Below are 23,075 nucleotides of genomic sequence, written 5' to 3' on the forward strand. Positions count from 1 at the left end.
AGGATTATTATGAAAGAAAAAAAATATGTTATTGGTATTGATTTGGGGACAACCAGTGCCAGAACCATTGTATTTGATTTAGAAGGAAAACAAATTGGCTCAGGTCAATTGATGAATCCACTTACCTATCCTGCACCAGGACGTCAGGAATGTGATGGGGAAGAATTGATTAATGTTTTATATAATACAACACGACTCGCGATGGACAATAGTAAAATTGATCCTGAAGAAGTTGCATCTATCTCGGTTGACGTTTTCCGATGTACTATTGCGTTAAGAGATAAAGATGGTGGTTTCACAATGCCAATTATTATTTGGCAGGATATGCGAAGCGCCGAGATGTTTCCTGTGATTGAAGAAAAGCTTGCTAAAGCAGGGTTGACAAAAGAAGATCTTTACGACCGATGCGGAATGCCTTTAGGTGGTGTGAACCCTCAGTCAAATTTGCAATGGATTTTGAAAAATATGCCGGAAGCATATGAGAAAGCAACAACGATCCATACAATGATGGGATTAGTTACCAAGGCATATGGTGCAGACGATTATTATGATGATTACACGGATACACCGTGGCTTCAATTAAACGGACCAGATTTCCAATACGATCTAGAGCTGTGTAATGCTCTTGGCATAGATATTAATAAGCTTGCGCCATTACGTACACCAGGAGAAGTTATTGGGCATGTGACGGAAGAGGTTGCAAACCGTACAGGTTTGGCGGAAGGAACACCGATCATTATGGGAACTGGTGACCAGCAATCCGGTTGTTTAGGATGCGGATGTATTGATGATACTGTTGGGTATGCTTGTGGAGGAACAGCAGGTATTGTTGCAGGAAAATCATTTAATCTTCTTAGAGACCCTTCAAGACGGTGCTACGTTTTAGGAACGCCAGATGGTGCGTACGTTATGGAAGGCGTTGCAAATGCATCTGGTTCCGCGTTTAAATGGTTTAAAGAAGAGTTCTGCGATATTGAAAATCTCGCAGCAGAGCAGCTGGAAATTTCTGTTTATCAATTCTTAACATCAATGGCCTCAAAGTCTAATGAAGGTGCAAATGGCCTGTTCTTCCTACCATATTTCGCAGGTGCTGTTACGCCAAATCAAAATCCAAATGCAAGAGGAAGTTATCTCGGCATGACAGTCGGTCATACAAAAGCTGATTTTATTAGATCAACAATGGAAGGTGTATGTTTCGATTTAAGAGACATGTTGGATGCAATGGTTGCTGGTGGCGCTCCGCCATTTGAAAAAGTCCGTTTAACAGGCGGTATTTTTAGATCAGAACTTTGGTGCCAAATTATGTGCGATATTTTAAATCGTGATTGTGAAGTTGTTGCGGAAGAAGAAGCTACTGCCTTAGGTTGTGCGATGAATGCAGCTGTTGGTGCTGGAATATATAAAGACTTTAAGGAAGCGGCAGACAAGATGGTTAAAATCCGTAAAGTTTATCATCCAAGAGAAGATAAAGTTGAACGATATGAAAAAGCATTTAGAACTTGGCAACAGATTTATAAGTCATTGGCAACAGGGGCTTTCGACAAAGTGGTCGAATTCCAAGATGAATACAGAGATTAATATTATCGAATAATTGGCGATATAAACAAAGGAGAATAAATTATGGACAAACAAGAAATTATCAGTAGATGCGACCATACCCTTCTAAAACCATTTTCTACATGGAAAGACATGATTCCAATTTGCGAAGATGCGCTGAAATATCATACAGCATCTGTCTGCATTCCACCTTGCTACGTGAAGCCGGCCCATAAGAATTATCCGGACCTGAATGTCTGTACTGTAATCGGCTTTCCCAATGGTTACAACACGACAGAAGTTAAAGTTGCGGAAGCGATTCAAGCAATTGCGGACGGCGCGTCGGAAATCGATATGGTGATCAATATCGGTGAAATGAAAGCTGGTAACTACGATTACGTTCTTGATGAAATCAAAGCGCTTAGAAAAGCGACAGAAGGTAAAATTCTGAAAGTTATTGTTGAAACCTGCTATCTGGATGAAGCGGAAAAAATAAAAGTATGTGAACTGGTCACAGAAGCAGGCGCTGATTTTATTAAGACCTCGACTGGCTTTGGCCCGGAAGGCGCAAAAATTGTAGATATTGAGCTTTTCAAAAAGCATATTGGTCCTAATGTCAAAATGAAAGCAGCCGGCGGTATCAGCACTGTCGAAGATTTAGAAGCTTTTGTCAAGGCTGGCTGTGCACGTATTGGTACAAGTAGAGCGATCGGATTATTAAAAGATAAGTAAACATAAGCCATAATATAAAAATAACTCCTAGCTGTCGTTCACAGCTGGGAGTTATTTGCATATATAAGATTATTTTTGATACCGAAACGGTCCGACGCCGCGGCGGTGTTTTTTGAGCAGCGTCAATTCGACCCACGGGATGCTTCTTAAATCTTCGCCTTGTTCAATGAGTTGGGGCAAATGTTTGAGCAGGCCTTCAAAGGCTTGGGTGGCCTTGTGCGCGGAGGAGATGATCTGCTGGACGCAGTAGTTGGCGCGGAAGACCGCAAACTGGATCTGAGAGTAGGCGATGCGGTCGAAGGTCTTGTCGGCCGTGTCGTTCTTCGGATCGCCGCTTACGCGGGTGCGGCGGGCCGCCGCGTCCATTTCGTCCTTCCAGACGTAGGTGCGCTTCAGCAGGTCGCGGTAAGGCGCTGCCGCCTTTTCGTAGGCGTCAAACTGATCCTGAACGAGGGCGACCACGTCGTCGACTTCCGTTTCGCCGCGGTACCAGGCTTCAATGGGAGAAAAGGCCTGTTCGACCATATGGATAAAATCATTGACGTCGTCGGAATTAATAGGCGCGCCGTAATCTTCAGGCGTAGGCATCGCTTGTGGAAACGGTGTACTTTCTGTATTTTGAGCTTCAGTCATCATTTCGGGTTCCTTTCTTTTCGCGCAATTTTTACGCAATTCTATTCATATTTTGTGTATACGCTTTTTAAATGCCACTATTATATCCGTAAGCTCCGCCATCGTCAACTTTAATATTCGAAATCTGAAAGAAAAAATGGACACGAAAAAACCGCCTTCACACCGGCAGGATACCGGGGCGAAAGCGGCGATACATCACGGCTTTAAACCGGCGGCGATTCGACCAGCTCGTCGTTGATGCGGTTCATGAATTGGTCGAGCGTCGACAGCTCTTCCGCGGTGAACGTCTGGTAAATGCGGTCCATGGTCTTCTCGTAGCCGCGGGTATTGATTTCGTGAAATTTTAAGAATTTGTCCGTCACCACCAAGTGGTATTCCCGGCGGTCTTCGTCGGAGCGGACCTTCTTCAGGTACCCTTTCTGCACCAGAGAATTGACCTTGTACGTCGCGTTGGGCGACGAGATGTTCATGAACTGGGCGAAAGCGTTGATCGTCGGCTCGCCCAGCGAATAAATCGCTTCGAGACAGAAGGATTCGGAAAAGGTCAGCGAGTTCTGGCTGCTCTGCAGGGCCACTTCGCGGTAAAAGTAGAGGCGCAGTTTTCTGTAAATCTCGGCTAAAGGTTCAGTAAACATCGCCGCTCCTGTCTACGCTTCTGCAGTGGGGTCCGACAGGGCGAAGGTGATTTCCGCCCGGGCGACGACTTTGCCGTCCACCTTGCAGGTGCCCTTTCCAGTCCCGAGGGGGCCGCGGGTGTTCGTGATTTCCGTCGTGATTTCCACCACGTCGCCGGGGACGACCTGACGCTTAAACCGGGCGTTTTTGATGCCGCCGAAGAAGGCGAGCTTGCCCTTGTTTTCCGGAAGGGAAAGCATCGCGACCGCACCGACCTGAGCCATGGCTTCGATCAAAAGCACGCCCGGCATCACCGGATAGCCCGGAAAATGGCCGAGGAACTGCATCTCGTTGTTGGAGACGCATTTGCGCCCGATGGCCATTTCTCCGGGGACGTAGTCGAGGATGCGGTCGACGAGCAGGAAGGGGTAGCGGTGGGGCAGGATTTCCTGAATCTGCGCGGCGGACAATTCGTGAGGTTCGCGGGTCGTTTCGCTCATCTTAAGCCTCCCAGCGTTTCATGATCACGACGGCGTTGTGGCCGCCGAAGCCCAGCCCGTTGGACAGCGCGTAGTCGAGATCGGCTTCGCGCCCTTCGTTCGGGACGATGTCGAGGTCGCAGTCCGGGTCGGGATTTTGGTAGTGGATGGTCGGCGGCACGAATTGATCGTGGAGGGCCATCGCCGTGAAAATCGCTTCGACCGCGCCGGTGCCGCCGAGCAGGTGGCCTGTCATGCTCTTCGTCGAGCTGACCATCATGTCCTTCGCGTGATCGCCGAAGGCGGTCTTGATGGCCTTGGTTTCGATCTGGTCGTTGAGAGGCGTCGAAGTGCCGTGAGCGTTGATGTAGCCGACCGCTTCCGGCGTAATGCCGGCGTCCTTCAAAGCAGCGGTCATCGCGGCTGCCGCGCCTTCGCCGTCGGGAGATGGGGCCGTGATGTGGTAGGCATCGGTCGAAGTGCCGTAGCCGACGACTTCGCCTAGGATTTTGGCGCCTCTGGCCTGAGCGTGGTCCAGCGATTCGAGGATCAGCGCGCCGGCGCCTTCGCCCATCACGAAGCCCGAGCGTTCCGCGTCAAAGGGGCAGGAGGCCGTTTCCGGGTCTGGATTAGTGGACAGGGCCTGCATGACGGTGAACCCGCCGATGCACAGCGGTGTGACGCAGGCTTCTGCGCCGCCGGCGAGCATGACGTCGGCGTAGCCGTCGCGGATCTGGCGGAAGGCGTCGCCGATGGCGTTGTTGGACGACGCGCAGGCCGTGACGATACAGGTGGAGTAGCCCTTGAAGCCGTGGGCGATGGCGATGCGCCCGGCGGCCATATTCGGGATCGCGGACGGGATGAAGAACGGGGAGACGCGGTCGAATCCACGCTTCATGCCGCGGTTCTGATTGTCTTCAATGGTGGAGATGCCGCCGATGCCGCTGGACATGATGACGCCGCAGCGGTAGGGGTCCGCTTCTTTGGAAATGTCGAGGCCCGACTGTTTCATCGCTTCGTCTGCCGCGACCAGCGCGAACTGAGTGAAGCGGTCCATGTGGCGGGCGTCCTTGCGATTGATCACCGGGCTGATGTCGAGATTTTTGACTTCTCCGGCCAGGTGCACCTTCTGTTCTGACGAATCGAACAGCGTGATTTCGGCGATGCCGTTTTGGCCGGCCTTGGCGGCAGCCCAGCTTTCGGCTACGCTGTTGCCAAGGGGGTTGACGGTGCCCATGCCGGTGATGACGACGCGGTTTTCTTTATTCATATTCGTATTTCTCCTTTGTTAAATGGCCATGCCGCCGTCTACAGGCAGCACTTGTCCGGTAATGTAAGCGGCGGCGTCGCTGGCCAGGAAGGCGATGACGCCGGCAATGTCTTCAGGGGTCCCCAGACGGTTCAGCGGGATGTTCTGGGTCGCGGCGGCCTTCTGCTTGTCGTCGAGGGCGCCGGTCATGTCGGTTTGAATGAAGCCCGGCGCGACCGCATTGACAGTGATGTTGCGGCGGCCCAATTCCTTTGCGAGGGATTTGGTCATGCCGACGACACCGGCCTTGGCAGCGGAATAGGATACCTGTCCGGCGTTGCCGCGGAGGCCGACCACTGAGCTGACGTTGATGATGCGGCCGTGGCGCTGGCGCATCATGATCCGGGAGGCGGCCTTCATGCACAGGAAGACGCCGCGGAGATCGGTCGCGACCACCGCGTCGAAATCTTCAGGCTTGGTCAGCGCGATCAGATTGTCTCGGGTGATGCCGGCGTTGTTGACCAGCACGTCGAGGGCGCCGAAGTCGGCCTTAACGGCCTTAAACATCGCGTCGACGGCATCAGCGTCGGCGACGTTTGCGGCGTACACGGCGACCTTCCCTTCGGGATTGAGCTCGCGGCAGGCCTGAGCGGTATCCTCAGCGGCGGCCTGGTTGCCGGCGTAATTCACGGCGACGTCGTAGCCGGCCTTGGCAAAGGCGAGGCAGGTCGCGCGGCCGATGCCTCGGCTTCCGCCGGTGACGAGGACGATTGGATTGGCGTTGGTTTCTTTTTTCATGGTTCCTCTTTATTTCGATAATGCTGAGATAACAGCGGCGAGATCGTCCGCTGTGTCGATTTTCATCGGCTTGGTGCCGCGGATCGTCTTGCGCACAAAGCCGGAAAGGGCCTTGCCCGGTCCGATTTCGACGAAGGTATCCGCGCCCATGTCGGCCATCTTTTTAATGCTCTGTTCGAGATAGACCGATTGCTGAACCTGTTTTTCGAGCAGCTCCGGAATCGTCACGTCGTCGGGTTTGACGTCGCCGATGGCGTTGAACAGCACCGGGAACTGGGGTTCGTTGAAGGTAATGGTCTTGAATTTATCGGCGAGGGCGTCGCCGGCCGGTTTCATGTAGCTGGTGTGGAAGGGACCGGAAACCTTGAGCGGGATCACTCGCTTGGCGCCGGCGTCCTTGGCGAGGGCAGAGGCCTGTTCGACGCCTTTGGCGTCACCGGAAATGACGATCTGTCCCGGACAGTTGAAGTTAGCCATTTCGACTTTGCCGGCCGCCGAGGCTTCACCGCAGATGGCGCCGAGCTTTTCGGCGTCTAAGCCGAGAACGGCGTCCATGCCGACGTCGAGTCCTTTGGACGCTTCAGCCATGGCCCGGCCGCGGAAGGCGATCAGGTCGAGGGTCGTGGCGGCGTCCCAGACGCCGGCGGCGTAAAGCGCAGAATATTCCCCGAGGGAAAGGCCGCAGGCCATATCCGGCACGATGCCGGCTTCTCTCAGCACATTGGTGACGCCGATGGCGAAAGCGACCATGGCCGGCTGGGTGTATTGGGTTTGATTCAGCTGATCTTCCGGCCCTTCAAAGCAGAGCTTTTTCAAATCGAAAGGCAGGTCAGCCCGATCGAAGACGTCGGCGAAAGCCGGGTATTTTTCGTAAAGGTCCTGGCCCATCCCGACGTGCTGAGCGCCTTGACCGGCGTATAAAAATGCGAGTGTCATTGCGTTCTCCTTTGCTTATTCGAATACATCCTGAAGGCCGGAGATGACCGACTGGGCGCCGGTGTAGAGGTCTTTGAAGATGTCGGCCACCGGACGGATTTCGTCCACGAGGCCGGCGATCTGCCCGGACATCAGGCTGCCGTTTTTGGTGTCGCCGTCGAGAACAGCCTTGCGCAGGCTGCCGAGGGTGAATTTTTCCAGTGTGGCCAAATCGGCGCCGGCCTGTTCTTCCTTGAGGTAGGCCTTTGTCATCTGGTTGCGCAGGACGCGGACCGGCGCGCCAGAGGATCGGCCGGTGACAACCGTGCTGCGGTCCTTCGCCTTGAGGACGGCTTTTTTATAGTTTTCGTGGATCGGGCATTCTTCGGAGGCGAGGAGCACCGTCCCGATTTGACAGCCGGCAGCGCCGAGAGCCAGCGCCGCGGCGACGCCCCGTCCGTCCGCGATGCCGCCGGCAGCGATAACCGGCACGTCCACCGCGTCGACGACCTGAGGCACGAGGGCCATCGTCGTGACGTCCCCAATGTGGCCGCCGCTTTCAGAGCCTTCGGCGACGACGGCGTCGGCGCCTTCGCCGCTGAGGCGTCTGGCCAGCGCGACTGACGCGACGACTGGAATCACGAGAATGCCGGCGGCCTTCCAGGCTTCCATGTATTTGCCGGGGTTGCCGGCGCCGGTGGTGATCACCGGGATTTTTTCTTCAACGGCCATTTTGGCGATGTTGTCCGCATCGGGGTTCATCAACATCAGGTTCAGGCCGAAGGGCTTGTCCGTCAGGGATTTGCAGGTTTTGACTTCGGCTCTGAGCTTTTCGGCGTCCCATCCGCCGGAGGCGATGAGCCCAAGCCCGCCAGCGTTGGAGCAGGCTGCGGCAAAGGCGCCGGTGGCGATGTTGGCCATGCCGCCCTGAACGAAGGGATATTGGGTGTGCAGCAATTCACTAATCAGTTTCATAAGAACTCCTTTCCAATCAAACGCGGGGAGATGCGGCGTAGGTGATGCCGGCGGCGCCCCAGGTCAGGCCGGCGCCAAAGCCGACGCACAGAATGCGGCAGCCGGGCCGAATGATGTTGTGTTGGACCATTTCATCCAGGGCCAGCGGAATGGAAGCCCCGCTGGTGTTGCCGAGGCGGTCGAGATTTTGATACGCCTTTTCAGGAGCCAGCTTGAGCTTTTTCGCGGCGTGTTCGATGATCCGCGAATTGGCCTGATGAAAAATGACCTGATCGTAGTCGTCGAGGGTTTCGCCGGTCTTGGCGAGATAATCCTTGATGACCTTCGGGATGATGCGGACGGCAAAGCGGAAAACCTTCCGGCCGTCCATTGTGATGAATTCGGTTTTGTTAATGTCGCCGGGGACGCCGATGGCCGGGTCGCTTTCAGCACCGAGCACTGCGTCGAAGGGCGCGGACGGGTCGCTTTTGACGACAACCGCGCCGGCGCCGTCACCGAAAAGAATGCAGGTGCTGCGGTCGGTGAAGTCCAGATCGCGGCTCAGCGCTTCGACGCCGACCACCACCGCGTAAGGGCGGTCGCTTTCGTCGGCGATCATGCCTTGGGCGACCTTTAGTGCGTAAACGAAGCCGGAGCAGGCCGCGGAGATGTCAAAGCTCGGCGTGTTGGGCTGGACGCCCAGCGCCAGCGCGACGCGGTTGGCCGTGCTCGGGGAGGTCGTGTCGCCGGTAATGGTAGCCACGACGACGGCGCCGATCTGTTCCGGTGCGATGCCGGAGGCGGCGAGGGCACGTTTGGCCGCGAGAATCGCCAGGTCCGACGCGGTCTCGTCCTTTTCGATGAAGTGTCGGGTGCGGATGCCGGTGCGCTCAGAGATCCAGGCGTCGCTGGTATCGACAATTTGCGCGAGATCGTCGTTGGTGACGACCTTATCCGGGACGGCCGATCCCGATCCGATAATTTTGATGCCATTCATAAAATTAAAGCCTCAACTTTCAATGGGGGTTACGAATTTCTCGTATCGACAATGCCGTACGCCCTGAATTTGGCGATGCGGCGGTTGACCAGCTCGCTGCCGCTCAGGCGCGAAAGGCTGCGCAGGTTTTTGCGGATCGCGCCGCGCAGCGCGTGGTACACGGCGTCGGGGTCGCGGTGCGCACCGCCAAGGGGTTCTTTGACGATTTCGTCCGCGACCTTCAGGTCGTAGAGATCCTGAGCGGTGAGCTTCATGACCGAGCAGGCCTCGTCGCTGCGGCTGGGGTCCTTCCAGAGAATACTGGCAAAGCCCTCAGGGCTTAAAATCGAGTAAATCGCGTTTTCCAGCATGATCAAATGGTTGGCCACGCCGAGAGCTAAAGCGCCGCCGCTGCCGCCTTCGCCGGTGAACACGGCGATGATCGGCACGCGCAGCTGACTCATTTCAGCCAGATTGCGGGCGATGGCTTCGCCCTGGCCGTTTTCCTCAGCTTCCTTGCCAGGGTAAGCGCCGGCGGTGTCGACGAAGGTGATGATTGGCCGTTTGAATTTTTCAGCCTGGTGCATCAGCCGTCTGGCCTTGCGGTAACCTTCCGGGCAGGGCATGCCGAAATGGCAGGCGAGGTTTTCCTGAAGGGTTTTGCCCTTGCGGGTGCCGATGACGGTCACCGGGTGGTTGTCGAACATCGCGATGCCGCCGTAAATACTCGGGTCTTCCCGGTAAAGGCGGTCGCCGCGCTGTTCAAAGAAATCGGTGAATAAATGGGCGACGTAGTCGACCACGCCGGGGCGGCCGGGGTGGCGCGCCAGGTAGACGCGGTCCACCGGTGTCGGGTTGGCGCACAGGTGCAGCAGCTCGTCGCGGTCGCGCTGAAGCTGCTGAAGCTGGACGACGTCGGCCGGCGTGATGGGATCGCCGATGTCCTGGATACGTTTGTCCAGGCGGTCGATCCGCGTTTCAAGCTCGCGGACCGAAAGATTCGAATTGTCTTGATTCGTCATCTTTTCCTTTCTCTTATCTAAATCTTAATGGATTTTTCAGGAGCGGTCGTGCAGGCGCAGGATCTGAATCAACGTCTTGCGCATGTCCCGCCGGGGGACGATTTGATCGACAAAACCGTGTTCCTGCTGGAATTCCGCGCGCTGAAAACCTTCCGGCAGCTTTTCGCCGATGGTCTGTTCGATGACGCGGGGGCCGGCGAAGCCGATCAGCGCGCCGGGTTCGGCGAGGGTGATGTCGCCGAGCATCGCGAAGCTGGCTGTGACACCGCCGGTGGTCGGGTGGGTCAGCACGATGACTGACAGCACACCCTTACGGGAGAGCCGTTCCATCGCGGCGCTGGTCTTGGCCATCTGCATCAGGCTGATGATGCCTTCCTGCATCCGCGCGCCGCCGCTGGCACAGAATAAGATCAGCGGCCATTTTTTGCGTTCAGCCAATTCGATAGCTTGGGTGATGCGTTCGCCGACGGCGGAGCCCATCGAGCCCATGAAGAAGCGGGTGTCCATCGCGGCGACGACTACAGGGTAGCCGCCGATTTTCCCGCGCACGGCGGAGACGCCTTCGGTGGAGCCGGATTTCTTCCGCTGTGCCTTGAGCTTTTCCGGGTAGCCTGGGAAATGGAGCCAGTCGAAGGGCTTGACACCCTTGGCGATTTCCCGAATCGTGCCTGGGTCCATCGTGAGCTGGAGGCGGTAGTGAGAGCCGATCGGAAAGTGGTAGCCGCAGCGGCAGACGTGCAGATTGGCTTCGAGCTCGTCCAGGGTCAGCGCGTGACCGCACTTGGGACAAATCGTCGTGCGTTGCTGAATCGGGATCGCGTCGGGCATCGTCGTGATGCTGCGCCGTTCCCGAAGGGCCTTGAGGTTGAAGATTTCTTCACGGCGCTTTTGAAATGGGTTGCTGCTCATGATCGATCTCCTTCATCTTTAGATAATTGGGTATCGCCGATGTCGATGGGGTCCAGCCCGGCGCCGACCCGGTTCCACTTGAGCAGGGTGTCGTACTCGCTTTCGATGAAGCCGGTGTTGTAATTGCCGTGGACAAAGGCGGTGTGGTGCATGATCAGGTAGCACAGCTCTGCGGTCGTCGGGTAGCCGTCGATGACCAGTTCCTCGAGCATGCGGCGCATCCGCTGGATCGCTTCAAGTCTAGAATTGCCGGACGCGATGATTTTCACGACGAGGCTGTCGTAAAACGGGTTCATCGTGTAGCCGTTGTAGAGCAGGGAGTCGATGCGGCAGCCTGGCCCGCCGGGGAAGTGGACGAAATTCGTTTTGCCTGGAGAAGGACGGAAATCGTTCATCGGGTCCTCCGCGTTGATGCGGCATTCGATGGCCCAGCCTTTTTGGTGGATGTCCTTCTGTTCGTAGGACAGCGGCAGACCGGCGGCGACGCGGATCTGTTCGCGGACGAGGTCGACGCCGCACACCTGTTCGGTCACCGGGTGTTCCACCTGGATCCGGGTGTTCATTTCGATGAAGTAATAGTGCAGATCGTCGTCCATCACGAATTCGATGGTGCCGGCGCCCGCGTAATTGGCGGCCTTGGCTGCCTTCACCGCGGCTGCGCCCATTTCCTCGCGCACCTCCGGCGTCAGCAGATGGGACGGGCTCTCTTCGATGAGTTTCTGGTGTTTGCGCTGGATAGAGCATTCCCGTTCGCCGAAGTGCACGACGTGGCCCTTGGTATCGGCCATCACCTGGAATTCGATGTGGTGGGGATTTTGAATTAACTTTTCGACGTACATGTGGTCGTCACCGAAATTGGCGACGGTTTCGGACTGGGCTTCTGCAAATTTTGCGGCGAAATCCTCGGGACGGTCGACGTTGCGCATGCCGCGTCCGCCGCCGCCGGCTGCGGCCTTGATCAGAACCGGGTAGCCAATTTCGTCAGCGATCTTCTGCCCTTCTTCGAGGGATACGCTGCCGTCGCTGCCGGGCACGACTGGGACGCCGTTTGCCTGCATCAGCTCGCGGGCCGCGGCCTTGTCGCCCATTTTTCTGATGGCGTCACCGGAGGGCCCGATAAAGACGAGGCCCTCTTCGGCACAGCGGTCGGCGAAGTCGGCATTTTCAGACAAAAAGCCATATCCGGGGTGGATGGCTTCGCACCGGGTCGATTTGGCGACCTGAAGGATCGCGTTTTCGTTGAGGTAGCTGTCCTTAGCTGGCGGCGGACCGATACAGACCGCGCGGGTGGCCAGCTGCACGTGAAGCGAGTCTTTGTCGGCAGTGGAATAGACGGCCACGGATTCGATGCCCATTTCAGTGCAGGCGCGGATCACGCGGACCGCGATTTCGCCGCGGTTGGCAATGAGTATTCGACGGAACATGGCTTTACAGCTTTCTGACGCGCATCAGCGGTTCGTCGAATTCGGCCATCGTGGCGTTTTCTTTGAGCACTTCGAGAATTTCGCAGTCAAAGGGCGCCGGGATTTCGCTCATCATTTTCATCGCTTCGATGAGGCCGACCGTGTCACCCTGATGTACGGTGTCGCCGGACTTGACGTAAGGCGGGTCATCTGGTGACGGCGCTTGATAGAAGGTGCCGACCAACGGCGCGTTGATCGTGTCGCCGGCGCTTTCAGCTTCCGGTGTGTCCCTTGTTTCCGGTGCATCGACTGCAGGCGCTGGCGCCGGTGCAGCGGGCGCAGCGGCCGGCACAACGGCTGGTGCAGCGGCGGCTGCCACCGCTTTTGCCGGATAAGCGCCGGCTTTTTTCAGAACGAGCGCGTCGCCCTCGTGGGTCCATTTTAATGAAACGGCGTCGCTTTGATCAAAACGATCGATTAATTCGAGAATTTCGTTAAACTCCATACTGCCTCCGTGTAAAATCTTTTCAATAAGAATTGATTCCAGAATTGATTTGTAAATAAAAGATGAAAATTTGCTTTCCACCTGGATTGCTTAAAAATTTTTAGATATTCGTCAACATTATAGCATGAAATACAGATCATGCGCAGAAAAAAATAAGATAAGCGCATATCAAAGAAAATTTTTAATTTTTAGAAAATTTAAATTGAACTTGATGCAGAAGGCCGAAAATTTTTATATAATATGTAGAAAGACTGCAACCCTTTTATTTGAATTGAATCTTTCTTAAAAACGGTAAAATAAAAAGAGTAATAATTTGCAAAATAATGAAATCTTATTGACAAATTCATAAAGTATGATATGATTGTTATAGTTTTAACAGAGACCCGCTAGGGTCACCATAACAATGTGAACACTCACATTTTAGTTTTGTAAATTAATTTATGGAGGGAAATTTATGGCTAAGGAAATTGTAGTTGTCAGCGGTTGCCGTACGGCTATCGGTTCAATGGGAGGTTCTTTGAAAGATGTACCTGTTGTCCAGTTGGGTTCAACAGTTATCAAAGAAGCGGTCAACCGTGCAGGCATCAAGCCAGATGACGTTGACGAAGTTTTAATGGGCTGTGTCCTTCAGGCTGCACAGGGCCAGTCAGTTGCTCGTCAGGCTGCTGTTTACGCAGGCATTCCTGTTGAAAAACCAGCTTTAACATTAAACAACCTCTGCGGTTCTGGTATGAAGTGCATCAACCTCGGTGCTGACATGATCACAGCTGGCGACGCAGATGTCGTTGTCGTTGGTGGTATGGAAAACATGACAAGAGCTCCGTACGTCGTTCCAGGCGGCCGTTATGGTTACAGAATGGGCGCTGGCGAATTCCTCGATACGATGATCTCTGATGGTCTGGAAGATACCTTCAATCACTATCACATGGGCGTTACCGCTGAAAACATCGCTGAAAGATACGGCATCACTCGTGAAGAATGCGACAAGATCGCTGTTATGTCTCAAGAAAGAGCTAACGCAGCTATCGAATCTGGCCGCTTCAAAGATGAAATCGTGCCAATCACTGTAAAACAGCGCAAGAAAGAATTTGTTTTCGATACAGACGAACATCCGCGTAAAGGCGTTACAATGGAAAGCATCAGCAAACTGCGTCCGGCATTCAAGAAAGACGGCGTCATCACTGCTGCTAACGCTTCCGGTATCAACGATGGGGCTGCTGCTCTCGTTATGATGTCTGCTGAAAAAGCTAAAGAACTCGGCTGCAAACCGTTAATGAGATGGATCAACGGTACATCAGCTGGCTGCGAACCAGAAGTCATGGGCTTAGGTCCGATCCACGCTTGCCGTAAACTGTTCGACCGCACAGGCTTAACCATCGATGATTTCGATCTGATCGAACTCAACGAAGCATTCTCTGCTCAGGCTATCGCTTGCATCCGCGACCTGCACATCGACATGGATAAATGCAACGTCAACGGCTCCGGTATCGCTCTTGGCCACCCGGTAGGCTGCTCCGGTGCAAGAATCGTTGTTTCCCTGATGTACGAAATGGCGAAGAGAGGATCTAAGAAAGGTCTCGCATCACTCTGCGTCGGCGGTGGTATGGGTGTTGCTTCTGCTTGGGAAAACCTGCAGTAAGCTCGCTTTAGAAACTACTTACGAAAGTCGAGTGGCAATATGAGTTTTGTTACATACGAAGCTAAAGATTTAATCGGAATCGTCACGATCAACCGTGAAAAAGCACTCAACGCTTTAAACACTCAGGTCCTGAACGACCTCGAAGAAGTGATTGATGCGGTTGATTACGACACGATCCGTTGCTTAATCATCACCGGTGCCGGCAAAAAATCATTTGTTGCCGGTGCTGATATCGGTGAAATGGCTGAAGACACCAAAGCAGAAGGCAAAGAATTCTGCGAACACGGCAACCGTGTATTCAGAAAAATCGAAACCCTGCCGATTCCTGTAATCGCAGCGGTCAACGGTTTTGCACTGGGCGGCGGCTGCGAACTGTCAATGGCCTGCGACATCCGCATCGCTGCTGACAACGCTGTATTTGGTCAGCCAGAAGTCGGCCTGGGCATCACACCAGGTTTCGGCGGCACCCAGAGATTGATGAGAAGAATCCCTGTTGGCAAGGCGAAGGAAATGATCTACGCCAGCATCAACATCAAAGCCGAAGAAGCTTTGAAATGGGGTCTTGTCAATGCTGTTTATCCGCAGGATGAATTGATGCCGGCAGCTGAAAAGCTCGCTAACCGCATTGCGGTTCAGGCACCGATTGCAGTCCGCGCTGCAAAGGCTGCGATGAACGAAGGCATCGACGTGCCGATGGATGACGCGATTCAGGTTGAAGTGAAACATTTCTCTGACTGCTTCGAAACAGCCGACCAGAAGGAAGGCATGAAAGCATTCATGGAAAAACGGAAACACGAACCGTTCCAGAACAAATAATTAATTTTCAACGATTTTCGAGGGAGGATGACCATCTTCCCTCGGTGTTTGTGTATTGATTTAAATATTTGAGAGGTAATAATATGAAAGTTGGCGTAATTGGCGCTGGTACAATGGGATCTGGCATTGCTCAGGCATTTGCTCAGACAGATGGTTATGAAGTTGTTCTCTGCGATATCAAACAGGAATTTGCAGATGGCGGCAAAGCTAAAATCGAAAAGAATTTAGCAAGAAGCGTATCCAAGGGCAGAATGGATGAAGCGAAGAAAGACGCAATCTTAGGCAAAATCACAACAGGTTTGGTTGAAAAAGACACTGTTGGCGATTGCGACCTGATCGTCGAAGCAATCCTCGAAAAGATGGAACTCAAACATGAAATGTTCCAGAACCTCGACAAGATCTGCAAACCGGAATGCATCTTCGCATCCAACACATCTTCACTTTCCATCACTGAAATCGCTCAGGGTGTGAACCGTGACGTCATCGGTATGCACTTCTTCAACCCAGCACCGGTTATGAAGCTCATCGAAGTCATCGCTGGCTACAATACATCTGAAGAAACTGTTCAGAAGATCAAAGACATCGCTGTTGCGATCGGCAAAACTCCTGTACAGGTTAAGGAAGCTGCTGGCTTCGTCGTCAACAGAATCCTCGTTCCGATGATCAACGAAGCAATCGAAATCTACGCTGCAGGCACTGCTTCAGCTGAAGATATTGATACCGCTATGAAACTCGGCGCAAACCACCCGATGGGACCTCTGGCTCTCGGCGATTTGGTTGGTTTGGACATCGTTCTGGCTGTTATGGAAGTTCTCCAGGCTGAAACGGGTTCCGACAAATACGCTCCAGCACCACTTCTGAGAAAGATGGTTCGCGGCGGCGCACTCGGCATCAAGACTGGCCACGGCTTCTACGATTACACAAAATAATCGAGTTTAAAAATAATCCATTCGCAATATTATTGCGGATGGATTTTTTTTGTGCAGAATCTAGAAAAAATCAAAAAAATTTAACGGGACCCCTTGACCTTTGTATCGTGCTAGCGTTTAACATGAGGTTAACAACAAAAATAACACGTCGTACAAAGAAGTACTGATCCGCACAGTGTGGGTGCGGCAGTACCTCTTTTTATTTGTGAAGGAGGACAGATAAGGATGGACGAAAAGAAGAACCGTGAAGCGGATATCTTATATTTAGATGAGGATCAAATGATCGAAGCTGGTGTTCTGGATGCCGGACACTGTGTCGATGTGATGGAAGAAACCATGGGATTGCTGTCAGATGGTGACTGCCTGATGGGCGGCCCCAATCACGATGCTCACGGATTGATGTTGTTTTTCCCGAAAGAATCGCCGATTCCGGGATTTCCGCTTAACGATTCGGCGGACCGTCGATTCATCGCGATGCCCGCGTATTTAGGCGGACGTTTTCACAAAGCCGGGGTGAAATGGTACGGCTCCAACGGCCGCAACCGCAGCCGCGGGCTGCCCCGTTCCATCCTTATGTTTATGCTCAACGATGTCGAAACCGGGATGCCCCTCGCGTACATGTCAGCCAACCTGCTCAGCGCGATGCGCACCGGCGCCATGCCGGGACTCGCGGTCAGAAAGCTGGCCCGTCCGGATTCCAAGGTGCTGTCGATTCTCGGACCTGGGGTCATCGGCAAGGCCAACTTCCTGGCGGTCATGTCGCAGATGAAAAACATCGACACCGTCCTGATTAAGGGCAGCACGCCGCAGTCTAAAACCGCCCACGCTTTCGTCGATTTCGTGAAAGAACACGCGCCGCAGGTCAAGAACATTAAAGTCTGCGCGACGATGGAAGAAGCGATTCGCCCGGCGGACATTGTGGTCGAAGCCATCTCCTGCAAGGAAGGGGAATGGCCGGAATACAAGGCCGAATGGTTCAAGCCTGGTGTCACCTTCATCTGCACCAACGCCTTCAATATGAATTACCGCTCCATTGTCGACATGCGCAAGGTCGTCGACAACCTCGGGATGTTCGTCAACTACGCGGACGAAGACGAAGAAGGCTACGACGAAAACGGCGACCGCGAACACACCGGCTGCATGGGCGAAGATTTCGTCTACATGTCAAGAGACGGCCTCCTCGATTTGGACACCATCGATCAGCTCGGCGACATCGTCCGCGGCAAGAAGCCGGGACGGAAATCCGATGACGAAATGATTTTGGTATCCATCGAAGGGATCCCAATCGAAGATGTGGCCTGGGGAACGGAATGCTACGAAAACGCATTGAAGAAGGGCATCGGCACGAAGCTGAAGCTGTGGGATCAGCCGAAGGCCCTTTGAGACAGAGATAAAAGGAGATCAATATGAAACGCATCGCAAATCATCCGATTTTAGGTGAAACACCGGAACGCAAGCTCGTTCACTTCACCTTTGACGGCAAAGATATGACCGGTTACGAAGGCGAACCCATCGCGGCAGCCCTCAAGGCGGCCGGCGTCATGGTTCACCGCTACACCGCGAAACGCCACGAACCGCGCGGCATCTTCTGCGCCATTGGCCGCTGCACCGACTGCGTCATGGTGGTCAACGGCAAGCCCAATATCAGAACCTGCATCACGCCTCTCGAAGAAGGCACAGATGTCCGCACCCAATACGGGGTATCAGCAGAAAGGAACGTGTAAGATGAAAATAGAACGCTACGATATGATTGTCATCGGCGCCGGACCGGCAGGGCTTTCCGCAGCCATTGAAGCGGCAAAATGCGGCATCAAGCCCGTCGTCTTCGATGAAAATGCCAGACCAGGCGGCCAGCTGTTTAAACAGATTCATAAATTTTTCGGCTCCAAGGAACACAAGGCCAAAATGCGCGGCTTCAACATCGGCAAGCAATTGCTCGAAGAAGCGGAATCCGTCGGCGTCAAGGTCGTGCTCGGTGCGACAGTCACCGGCCTCTTTGACGGCAAGGAAGTAACGGTGCGCATCGGCGACGAAATCAAGCACGTCCAGGGCGACAGCATCTTGGTTGCCACCGGCGCCAGCGAAAACATGGTCAATTTCGACGGCTGGACCCTGCCGGGGGTCATCGGCGCGGGCGCAGCTCAGACGATGATGAACCTGCACCACGTCAAGCCGGGCGAACGGATTTTGATGCTCGGGACCGGCAACGTCGGCCTCGTCGTCAGCTATCAGCTGATGCAGGCGGGCTGTGAAGTCGTCGCGCTGGTCGACGCGGCACCGAGAGTCGGCGGGTACGGCGTCCACGCCTCGAAGGTTGCCCGCTGCGGCGTGCCATTCTACCTGTCCCACACGATTATGCGCGCGGAAGGCGACGATCACGTTACCGGCGTCGTCATTGGCGAAGTCGGACCGGATTGGAAAATCAAACCGGGCAGCGAAAAGCATTTCGACGTAGATACGATCTGCCTGGCTGTCGGCCTCTCACCGATGGCGCAGCTGCTCAGCATGGCCGGCTGTCAAATGGACGACACCAAGGGCGGCTACGTCCCGGTGATCGATGAAGACGGCATGACCTCGATCGACGGTGTCTTTTCCGCAGGGGACGTCACCGGTATCGAAGAAGCCAGCTCCGCGATGATCGAAGGGCGCATCGCCGGTCTCGCCGTGGCCAATTACCTCGGCTATCTCGACGACGACGAAAAGGCCAAACGCGTGAACGATCAGGAAAAAGCCCTCGACGCGCTGCGCCAGGGGATGTTCGCACCGCAGAACCGCGGCAAGAAAATCACCGAAACCGAAGAAGGCATCGCTGTTTCAGAAAACTTATTGGAAAAAGGATTTGTGGCTGACGACGAAATCGAACGCTATCCGGGCGTGACCCACAAGAAGGGCATCCACCCTGTGATCGAATGTACTCAGAACATCCCGTGCAATCCGTGCCAGGATGCCTGCAAATTCGGGTGCATCTCCATCGGCGACAACATCACCTCCCTTCCGGTTGTGACGGAAGGCAGTCAGTGCACCGGCTGCGGCATGTGCGTCGCGTCCTGCTCAGGGCAGGCCATCTTCCTCGTCGAAGAAGACGTGGAACCGGGCTACGGCGAAGTCACGATGCCTTACGAATTTTTGCCATTGCCTGAAAAGGGCGACAAGGGCGTGGCCCTCGGCCGCGACGGCAAGGCAGTCTGCGATGCGGAGGTCACGAAGATCCGCAGCGCCAAAGCCTTTGACCACACCAACCTTTTGACGATCAAAGTACCGAACGATAAATTGATGCAGGCCCGTTTTTTCAAAAGCCGGGATTAAAGGAGAACTGAGATGACAGATATTCAAGAAGTATTGAAGAAAATCGGCCCCTACGTACCGGCTGACGACGACCACCTGCTGGTCTGCCGGTGTGAAGAAGTCACCAAGGGTGAAATCAGAAAGGCCGTTCACGAAGGCATGTTTACGATTGAAGAGCTGCGCCGGTACCTGCGCTGCGGCATGGGACTCTGCCAAGGGCAGACCTGCGGGAAGCTCGTCAAGGGGATCGTCGCCAGAGAATTGGGCGTCGCCCCAACGGAAGTAACGCCGGCGACCAGCCGTGCGCCGATGCGCCCGACTGAAATGGAAATTGCCGGAAGAGACGGAGGTGAACAAGCATGAATCAAACAGCAGATGTCATCATCATCGGCGGCGGCATCAATGGCTGCGCCGCAGCGTACTATTTAGCGAAAAAGGGCGTCAAGGACGTGATCGTGCTTGAAGCCTCGGACAGCATCGGACACGGTGGTTCCAGCCGAAACGGCGGCGGCGTCCGCCAGAGCGGCCGGGACGTCAGAGAACTGCCCTACGTCATGTACGGGATTCAAAATTTGTGGCCGGAGCTTTCCGATGAACTGGGCGTCGACGTGGAATACACCCAAAAAGGGAACCTGCGCCTGGGCAAAACGGAAAAACACCTTGAAAAGCTCCAGACTTTGGCGAGCAACGCGCAGAAGGTCGGCCTCGACGTGCGGATGATCGACGGCGACGAAGTGCGGGAAATCAACCCGTACCTGTCCGACGATATCATCGGCGCCAGCTGGTGCCCGACCGACGGCCATGCCAACCCGCTGATGGCCACATTGGGCTATTACAAAAAATCCCTGTCGATGGGGGTCCGGTATTACACCGGCGCGGAAGTGCAGTCCTTGAAAAAGGTCAAGGGCCGCCTGCGCCAGGTCATCCTCAAAGACGGCACCGTCTTTGAAGGCGATACCGTCATCGTGGCGGCGGGCTACGAAAGCCGCTACATCGTGCAGACCGTCGGTATCGACGTGCCGATGACCCGCTATTTCGATCAGGCGCTGGTCACGGAAATGCAGCCGGAAATGTTCCCACAGATGCTCGGGACGGCCGACGCCAATTTCTACGGCCATCAGACCAAGCACGGCTCCTTCGTTTTCGGGTCGGACTGCGGCTTGGAAGACGGCATCGATATGCCGCTGAACGAGCTCAAAACCATTTCGATGACGCTGCCGTCCAGCTGCCGGGCCATCGAAGGCTATATCCCGGCGCTGAAGGACGCGAAAATCGTCCGCTCTTGGGGCGGCTGGCTCGACATGTGCATCGACGGTGTGCCGGTTATTTCGCCGGTCGACGTGGTGCCTGGATTGATTCTGGCCTGCGGCTTCACCGGTCACGGCTTCGGCTCCGCGCCGGCGGTCGGCCTGATTCTGGCACAGATGGCCATGGGCGAAGAAACTGCGGTCGATATGAGCGCCCTGCGCTACGACCGTTTCAACCCGTATCAGTAATGACGCAACTAAAATTAAATATTAATGAACCGGGAGCTGCAGCTCCGTAATGAATTCATTGTGATTGTCGGTTTCGTACTCGTCGAGGTGACACATCTCGATCGGGTCGCCGGCAATTTTTAAATGGTGGATTTTGGCGTAGTCGAAGAGTTTCGGCATCAGCTTTTTTGTTTTGGACAGGTGGCCCTGGTAGACCAGAGACAGGTATTTCCCCGCCGGTAGCACGTAATTCGTCTGATAGAACTGGTTGGTCGAGTAGAAGAAAATATTTTCGGTGCGGTAGTATTGGGATTCCGGGTTGCTGCCGGCCAGATCCAGCGTGTAGCAGTCACAGGCGCCGATGGTGTCGATGCGGTTGCTGTGGGTGTGAATGTAGCGGGTGACGAAATAATCGACGTAGTCGTCGGGCAGATTGGTCTGGCTGATCATTAGACACGCCCGATCCTCGAGATTCAGACAGCGCACCATTTCATCGGCCGTGAGAGACAGACTGTCGTCAATAGAGGTGATGCGGGTTTCGATGCTGTGCTTTTTCTCGAAGAGGGCGACGATTTCCGAATTGACGACGGCCAACTCCTCCTTCAGCATTTCCTGGGTTTTGGCGATGCTGCGGTTTTGTTGAAAATCCCGGATCTGATCGGTGGAGAAGTCGAGGCTGAGCAGCTCTCGAATCGTCAGAATCTTTCGGACGTCGTCCAGCGTGTAATACCGGTAATTGTTCTCCGCATTGCGCCTGGGGCTCAGGATGCCGACCTTTTCGTAGTAGCGGATGGCGTCGGTGCTGACGCCGAACAATTTGGACAATTCGCCGATGCGAAAGGTTTTTTTATTTTTCATGGGTTCCCCTTGCAATGTAAAAAAAGATTTGACCTTAGTATAACACCAAGCTTTATAATAAAAGTACAAATTAATAAAGTTTTATTGATCCGAATGACTAAGCAAAGACGCAACTGGATTCAGGTGCATCTTTGCTTTTTTTTATTGGAGCGCAATCCGGGGAAGGAGGATATGCATGAACGCATTTGAATTTTTTACACCGACACACATTATTTTTGGACGGGGCAGTCTGAATCAGATTGCTGACGAAGCAGAGAAGCTTGGAGACAAGGGCCTGGTGGTCACGGACAAAGGGCTGATGGCGACTGGTCTCGTCGATCCAATTATCAATGCGTTAAAGGCGAAGCAGCTCAATTTTGAGGTCTGGACCGATATCGTCCCGAACCCGAGAGACGTCGACATCGAACGGGGCGCCGAATACGCGAAAGCCCACGCCATTGACTACCTGATCGCCATTGGCGGCGGTTCGTCGATGGATACAGCCAAGGCCATCGGCGCCCTGATGACCAACGGCGGCGTCTGCGCCGACTGGACCGACGGCAACCTCGAACATCCGATCGCACCGCTGATCTGTGTGCCGACCACCTGCGGCACCGGCAGCGAAGTGACCCACGAATCGATTATCAACAATACCACAACTTTGGAAAAGGACTGCATCTGGGGGCCGGAAAATTCAGTCACGACGGCGATCATCGATTCGACGGTCATCGATCATCTGCCGGGAGCGATTCTCGGGTCCACCGGGATGGACGCCCTGACCCACGCCGTAGAGGCCTATGTCTGCAAGGCGGCCAACCCCTTGACCGACGGCATCGCTTTGTCGGCGATCCGCCTGATTTCGAACAACATCGTTAAAGCCGCCGAAACCCATGACTCAGGAGCCCTCGATGCGATGATGGCGGCGAGCACGATGGCGGGCATGGCCTTCGGCAATTCGGACGTGGCCTCGGTTCACTCGATTTCGGAAGCCCTCGGCGGCTTTTACGACATTCCCCACGGCGTGGCCAACGCGATGTTCCTCGCGCCGGTGTCCCGCTACAGCGTGAAGGGCGCGGTTGACCGTTACGCCGACGTGGCCCGCGCCATGGGCGCAGGGGACAGCCGGGACAGCGCAGAGGACCTTGCCATCGCCGGCATCGACAAAATGGCAGCTCTCGCTGAAAAATTGCACATTCCCAAATTCGCCGACATCGAACAGGTCGACCCGAAGGATTTCCAGAGACTCGCCAAGACGGCGGCTCACGCCGACGAAACGGCGGACAATCCGGTGATGATGAACGAAACGGATTTTGTAAACGTGATGACGGCCGTCTACGAGGGCCGCTTGTAAAAGCGTTTGTTTGATTA

24 protein-coding genes are annotated in these 23,075 nt (G+C 54.6%); 11 read left to right on the forward strand and 13 right to left on the reverse strand.

Translation table 11 applies throughout. The features are described from left to right. Positions 1-9: 9 nt before the first annotated feature. Together QZX60_RS00850 and deoC are read left to right on the forward strand one after the other, a co-directional pair. On the forward strand, positions 10-1,578 hold the full coding sequence (locus tag QZX60_RS00850; protein WP_295360333.1) for an FGGY-family carbohydrate kinase: 1,569 nt from the start codon (positions 10-12) through the stop codon (positions 1,576-1,578). 42 nt (positions 1,579-1,620) lie between these two features. Beyond that, positions 1,621-2,268, forward strand: coding sequence for a deoxyribose-phosphate aldolase (deoC, locus tag QZX60_RS00855; protein ID WP_295360336.1), 648 nt, complete (start codon positions 1,621-1,623; stop codon positions 2,266-2,268). Positions 2,269-2,337: 69 nt separating this feature from the next. Here the strand turns inward: deoC and QZX60_RS00860 are convergent, their stop codons facing one another. From QZX60_RS00860 to accB, 12 genes are all read right to left on the reverse strand, one after another. After that, complete coding sequence (locus QZX60_RS00860; RefSeq protein ID WP_295360339.1) at positions 2,338-2,904, reverse strand: hypothetical protein; 567 nt, start codon at positions 2,902-2,904, stop codon at positions 2,338-2,340. Between the two features lie 200 nt (positions 2,905-3,104). Then, entirely contained in the window at positions 3,105-3,536 is a 432-nt protein-coding gene (locus QZX60_RS00865; protein WP_295360342.1) for a MarR family winged helix-turn-helix transcriptional regulator, read from the reverse strand. Between the two features lie 12 nt (positions 3,537-3,548). Further along, a complete protein-coding gene (gene fabZ / locus QZX60_RS00870) occupies positions 3,549-4,016 on the reverse strand; it encodes a 3-hydroxyacyl-ACP dehydratase FabZ (RefSeq protein WP_295360344.1) in 468 nt (155 codons plus the stop codon). A gap of 1 nt (position 4,017) precedes the next feature. Further along, positions 4,018-5,265 carry a beta-ketoacyl-ACP synthase II gene (gene fabF, locus QZX60_RS00875; RefSeq protein WP_295360346.1) on the reverse strand — a complete coding sequence of 416 codons (1,248 nt, stop codon included), beginning with the start codon at positions 5,263-5,265 and terminating at the stop codon, positions 4,018-4,020. An 18-nt stretch (positions 5,266-5,283) separates the two neighbouring features. Further along, positions 5,284-6,042 carry a 3-oxoacyl-[acyl-carrier-protein] reductase gene (gene fabG / locus QZX60_RS00880; RefSeq protein WP_295360347.1) on the reverse strand — a complete coding sequence of 253 codons (759 nt, stop codon included), beginning with the start codon at positions 6,040-6,042 and terminating at the stop codon, positions 5,284-5,286. Positions 6,043-6,051: 9 nt separating this feature from the next. Further along, complete coding sequence (gene fabD, locus QZX60_RS00885) at positions 6,052-6,978, reverse strand: ACP S-malonyltransferase (protein WP_295360349.1); 927 nt, start codon at positions 6,976-6,978, stop codon at positions 6,052-6,054. A gap of 15 nt (positions 6,979-6,993) precedes the next feature. Next, entirely contained in the window at positions 6,994-7,932 is a 939-nt protein-coding gene (locus QZX60_RS00890; RefSeq protein ID WP_295360352.1) for a nitronate monooxygenase, read from the reverse strand. Positions 7,933-7,948: 16 nt separating this feature from the next. Continuing rightward, complete coding sequence (locus tag QZX60_RS00895) at positions 7,949-8,908, reverse strand: beta-ketoacyl-ACP synthase III (protein WP_295360354.1); 960 nt, start codon at positions 8,906-8,908, stop codon at positions 7,949-7,951. Positions 8,909-8,937: 29 nt separating this feature from the next. After that, positions 8,938-9,909, reverse strand: coding sequence for an acetyl-CoA carboxylase carboxyltransferase subunit alpha (locus tag QZX60_RS00900; RefSeq protein WP_295360357.1), 972 nt, complete (start codon positions 9,907-9,909; stop codon positions 8,938-8,940). Positions 9,910-9,945: 36 nt separating this feature from the next. Further along, the gene (gene accD, locus QZX60_RS00905) at positions 9,946-10,818 is read right to left on the reverse strand and encodes an acetyl-CoA carboxylase, carboxyltransferase subunit beta (RefSeq protein WP_295360360.1); all 873 of its coding nucleotides are present in this window, start codon (positions 10,816-10,818) and stop codon (positions 9,946-9,948) included. After that, positions 10,815-12,242 carry an acetyl-CoA carboxylase biotin carboxylase subunit gene (gene accC, locus QZX60_RS00910; protein ID WP_295360363.1) on the reverse strand — a complete coding sequence of 476 codons (1,428 nt, stop codon included), beginning with the start codon at positions 12,240-12,242 and terminating at the stop codon, positions 10,815-10,817. The genes accD and accC overlap by 4 nt, the downstream gene beginning before the upstream one ends. Positions 12,243-12,246: 4 nt before the next feature. After that, complete coding sequence (accB, locus tag QZX60_RS00915; protein WP_295360366.1) at positions 12,247-12,726, reverse strand: acetyl-CoA carboxylase biotin carboxyl carrier protein; 480 nt, start codon at positions 12,724-12,726, stop codon at positions 12,247-12,249. A gap of 454 nt (positions 12,727-13,180) precedes the next feature. Between accB and QZX60_RS00920 the strand changes: the two genes are divergently transcribed. The 8 genes from QZX60_RS00920 (at position 13,181) to QZX60_RS00955 (ending at position 20,891) form a co-directional block, all read left to right on the forward strand. Then, positions 13,181-14,365 carry an acetyl-CoA C-acetyltransferase gene (locus tag QZX60_RS00920; RefSeq protein WP_295360369.1) on the forward strand — a complete coding sequence of 395 codons (1,185 nt, stop codon included), beginning with the start codon at positions 13,181-13,183 and terminating at the stop codon, positions 14,363-14,365. 39 nt (positions 14,366-14,404) lie between these two features. Continuing rightward, positions 14,405-15,181, forward strand: a complete 777-nt coding sequence (locus tag QZX60_RS00925; RefSeq protein ID WP_295360371.1) for an enoyl-CoA hydratase-related protein — start codon at positions 14,405-14,407, stop codon at positions 15,179-15,181. A gap of 83 nt (positions 15,182-15,264) precedes the next feature. Continuing rightward, the gene (locus QZX60_RS00930; protein ID WP_295360372.1) at positions 15,265-16,110 is read left to right on the forward strand and encodes a 3-hydroxyacyl-CoA dehydrogenase family protein; all 846 of its coding nucleotides are present in this window, start codon (positions 15,265-15,267) and stop codon (positions 16,108-16,110) included. 225 nt (positions 16,111-16,335) lie between these two features. Beyond that, positions 16,336-17,493 (forward strand): tyramine oxidase subunit B, encoded by a 1,158-nt coding sequence (locus tag QZX60_RS00935; protein ID WP_295360375.1) that lies wholly within the window; start codon positions 16,336-16,338, stop codon positions 17,491-17,493. Between the two features lie 23 nt (positions 17,494-17,516). Next, positions 17,517-17,834, forward strand: coding sequence for a (2Fe-2S)-binding protein (locus tag QZX60_RS00940; protein WP_295360378.1), 318 nt, complete (start codon positions 17,517-17,519; stop codon positions 17,832-17,834). A 7-nt stretch (positions 17,835-17,841) separates the two neighbouring features. Beyond that, positions 17,842-19,416 carry an FAD-dependent oxidoreductase gene (locus tag QZX60_RS00945; RefSeq protein WP_295360502.1) on the forward strand — a complete coding sequence of 525 codons (1,575 nt, stop codon included), beginning with the start codon at positions 17,842-17,844 and terminating at the stop codon, positions 19,414-19,416. Positions 19,417-19,428: 12 nt separating this feature from the next. Beyond that, positions 19,429-19,758 carry a (2Fe-2S)-binding protein gene (locus tag QZX60_RS00950; protein WP_295360381.1) on the forward strand — a complete coding sequence of 110 codons (330 nt, stop codon included), beginning with the start codon at positions 19,429-19,431 and terminating at the stop codon, positions 19,756-19,758. After that, a complete protein-coding gene (locus tag QZX60_RS00955; protein WP_295360384.1) occupies positions 19,755-20,891 on the forward strand; it encodes an FAD-binding oxidoreductase in 1,137 nt (378 codons plus the stop codon). The genes QZX60_RS00950 and QZX60_RS00955 overlap by 4 nt, the downstream gene beginning before the upstream one ends. 21 nt (positions 20,892-20,912) lie before the next feature. Here the strand turns inward: QZX60_RS00955 and QZX60_RS00960 are convergent, their stop codons facing one another. Then, positions 20,913-21,728, reverse strand: coding sequence for a MerR family transcriptional regulator (locus QZX60_RS00960; protein WP_295360387.1), 816 nt, complete (start codon positions 21,726-21,728; stop codon positions 20,913-20,915). 175 nt (positions 21,729-21,903) lie between these two features. Here QZX60_RS00960 and QZX60_RS00965 point away from each other — a divergent pair, with 175 nt between their 5' ends. After that, positions 21,904-23,058: an iron-containing alcohol dehydrogenase gene (locus QZX60_RS00965; protein WP_295360390.1), complete on the forward strand. Its 1,155-nt coding sequence runs from the start codon at positions 21,904-21,906 to the stop codon at positions 23,056-23,058. Positions 23,059-23,075: the final 17 nt, after the last annotated feature.

It is taken from the genome of uncultured Pseudoramibacter sp., assembly GCF_903789625.1.
GTDB classification, from domain to species: Bacteria; Bacillota; Clostridia; order Eubacteriales; family Eubacteriaceae; genus Pseudoramibacter; species Pseudoramibacter fermentans.

What these genes read in the sequence shown, in the direction of transcription:
- QZX60_RS00955 (WP_295360384.1), top strand. Translation starts at nt 19,755, where the DNA reads ATGAATCAAACAGCAGATGTCATCATCATCGGCGGCGGCATCAATGGC.
- QZX60_RS00960 (WP_295360387.1), bottom strand. Translation starts at nt 21,728, where the DNA reads ATGAAAAATAAAAAAACCTTTCGCATCGGCGAATTGTCCAAATTGTTC.
- fabG (WP_295360347.1), bottom strand. Translation starts at nt 6,042, where the DNA reads ATGAAAAAAGAAACCAACGCCAATCCAATCGTCCTCGTCACCGGCGGA.
- QZX60_RS00895 (WP_295360354.1), bottom strand. Translation starts at nt 8,908, where the DNA reads ATGAATGGCATCAAAATTATCGGATCGGGATCGGCCGTCCCGGATAAG.
- QZX60_RS00950 (WP_295360381.1), top strand. Translation starts at nt 19,429, where the DNA reads ATGACAGATATTCAAGAAGTATTGAAGAAAATCGGCCCCTACGTACCG.
- QZX60_RS00930 (WP_295360372.1), top strand. Translation starts at nt 15,265, where the DNA reads ATGAAAGTTGGCGTAATTGGCGCTGGTACAATGGGATCTGGCATTGCT.
- QZX60_RS00965 (WP_295360390.1), top strand. Translation starts at nt 21,904, where the DNA reads ATGAACGCATTTGAATTTTTTACACCGACACACATTATTTTTGGACGG.
- QZX60_RS00935 (WP_295360375.1), top strand. Translation starts at nt 16,336, where the DNA reads ATGGACGAAAAGAAGAACCGTGAAGCGGATATCTTATATTTAGATGAG.
- accC (WP_295360363.1), bottom strand. Translation starts at nt 12,242, where the DNA reads ATGTTCCGTCGAATACTCATTGCCAACCGCGGCGAAATCGCGGTCCGC.
- QZX60_RS00920 (WP_295360369.1), top strand. Translation starts at nt 13,181, where the DNA reads ATGGCTAAGGAAATTGTAGTTGTCAGCGGTTGCCGTACGGCTATCGGT.
- accB (WP_295360366.1), bottom strand. Translation starts at nt 12,726, where the DNA reads ATGGAGTTTAACGAAATTCTCGAATTAATCGATCGTTTTGATCAAAGC.
- fabF (WP_295360346.1), bottom strand. Translation starts at nt 5,265, where the DNA reads ATGAATAAAGAAAACCGCGTCGTCATCACCGGCATGGGCACCGTCAAC.
- fabZ (WP_295360344.1), bottom strand. Translation starts at nt 4,016, where the DNA reads ATGAGCGAAACGACCCGCGAACCTCACGAATTGTCCGCCGCGCAGATT.
- fabD (WP_295360349.1), bottom strand. Translation starts at nt 6,978, where the DNA reads ATGACACTCGCATTTTTATACGCCGGTCAAGGCGCTCAGCACGTCGGG.
- QZX60_RS00925 (WP_295360371.1), top strand. Translation starts at nt 14,405, where the DNA reads ATGAGTTTTGTTACATACGAAGCTAAAGATTTAATCGGAATCGTCACG.
- QZX60_RS00900 (WP_295360357.1), bottom strand. Translation starts at nt 9,909, where the DNA reads ATGACGAATCAAGACAATTCGAATCTTTCGGTCCGCGAGCTTGAAACG.
- QZX60_RS00890 (WP_295360352.1), bottom strand. Translation starts at nt 7,932, where the DNA reads ATGAAACTGATTAGTGAATTGCTGCACACCCAATATCCCTTCGTTCAG.
- QZX60_RS00860 (WP_295360339.1), bottom strand. Translation starts at nt 2,904, where the DNA reads ATGATGACTGAAGCTCAAAATACAGAAAGTACACCGTTTCCACAAGCG.
- QZX60_RS00850 (WP_295360333.1), top strand. Translation starts at nt 10, where the DNA reads ATGAAAGAAAAAAAATATGTTATTGGTATTGATTTGGGGACAACCAGT.
- QZX60_RS00865 (WP_295360342.1), bottom strand. Translation starts at nt 3,536, where the DNA reads ATGTTTACTGAACCTTTAGCCGAGATTTACAGAAAACTGCGCCTCTAC.
- deoC (WP_295360336.1), top strand. Translation starts at nt 1,621, where the DNA reads ATGGACAAACAAGAAATTATCAGTAGATGCGACCATACCCTTCTAAAA.
- QZX60_RS00940 (WP_295360378.1), top strand. Translation starts at nt 17,517, where the DNA reads ATGAAACGCATCGCAAATCATCCGATTTTAGGTGAAACACCGGAACGC.
- accD (WP_295360360.1), bottom strand. Translation starts at nt 10,818, where the DNA reads ATGAGCAGCAACCCATTTCAAAAGCGCCGTGAAGAAATCTTCAACCTC.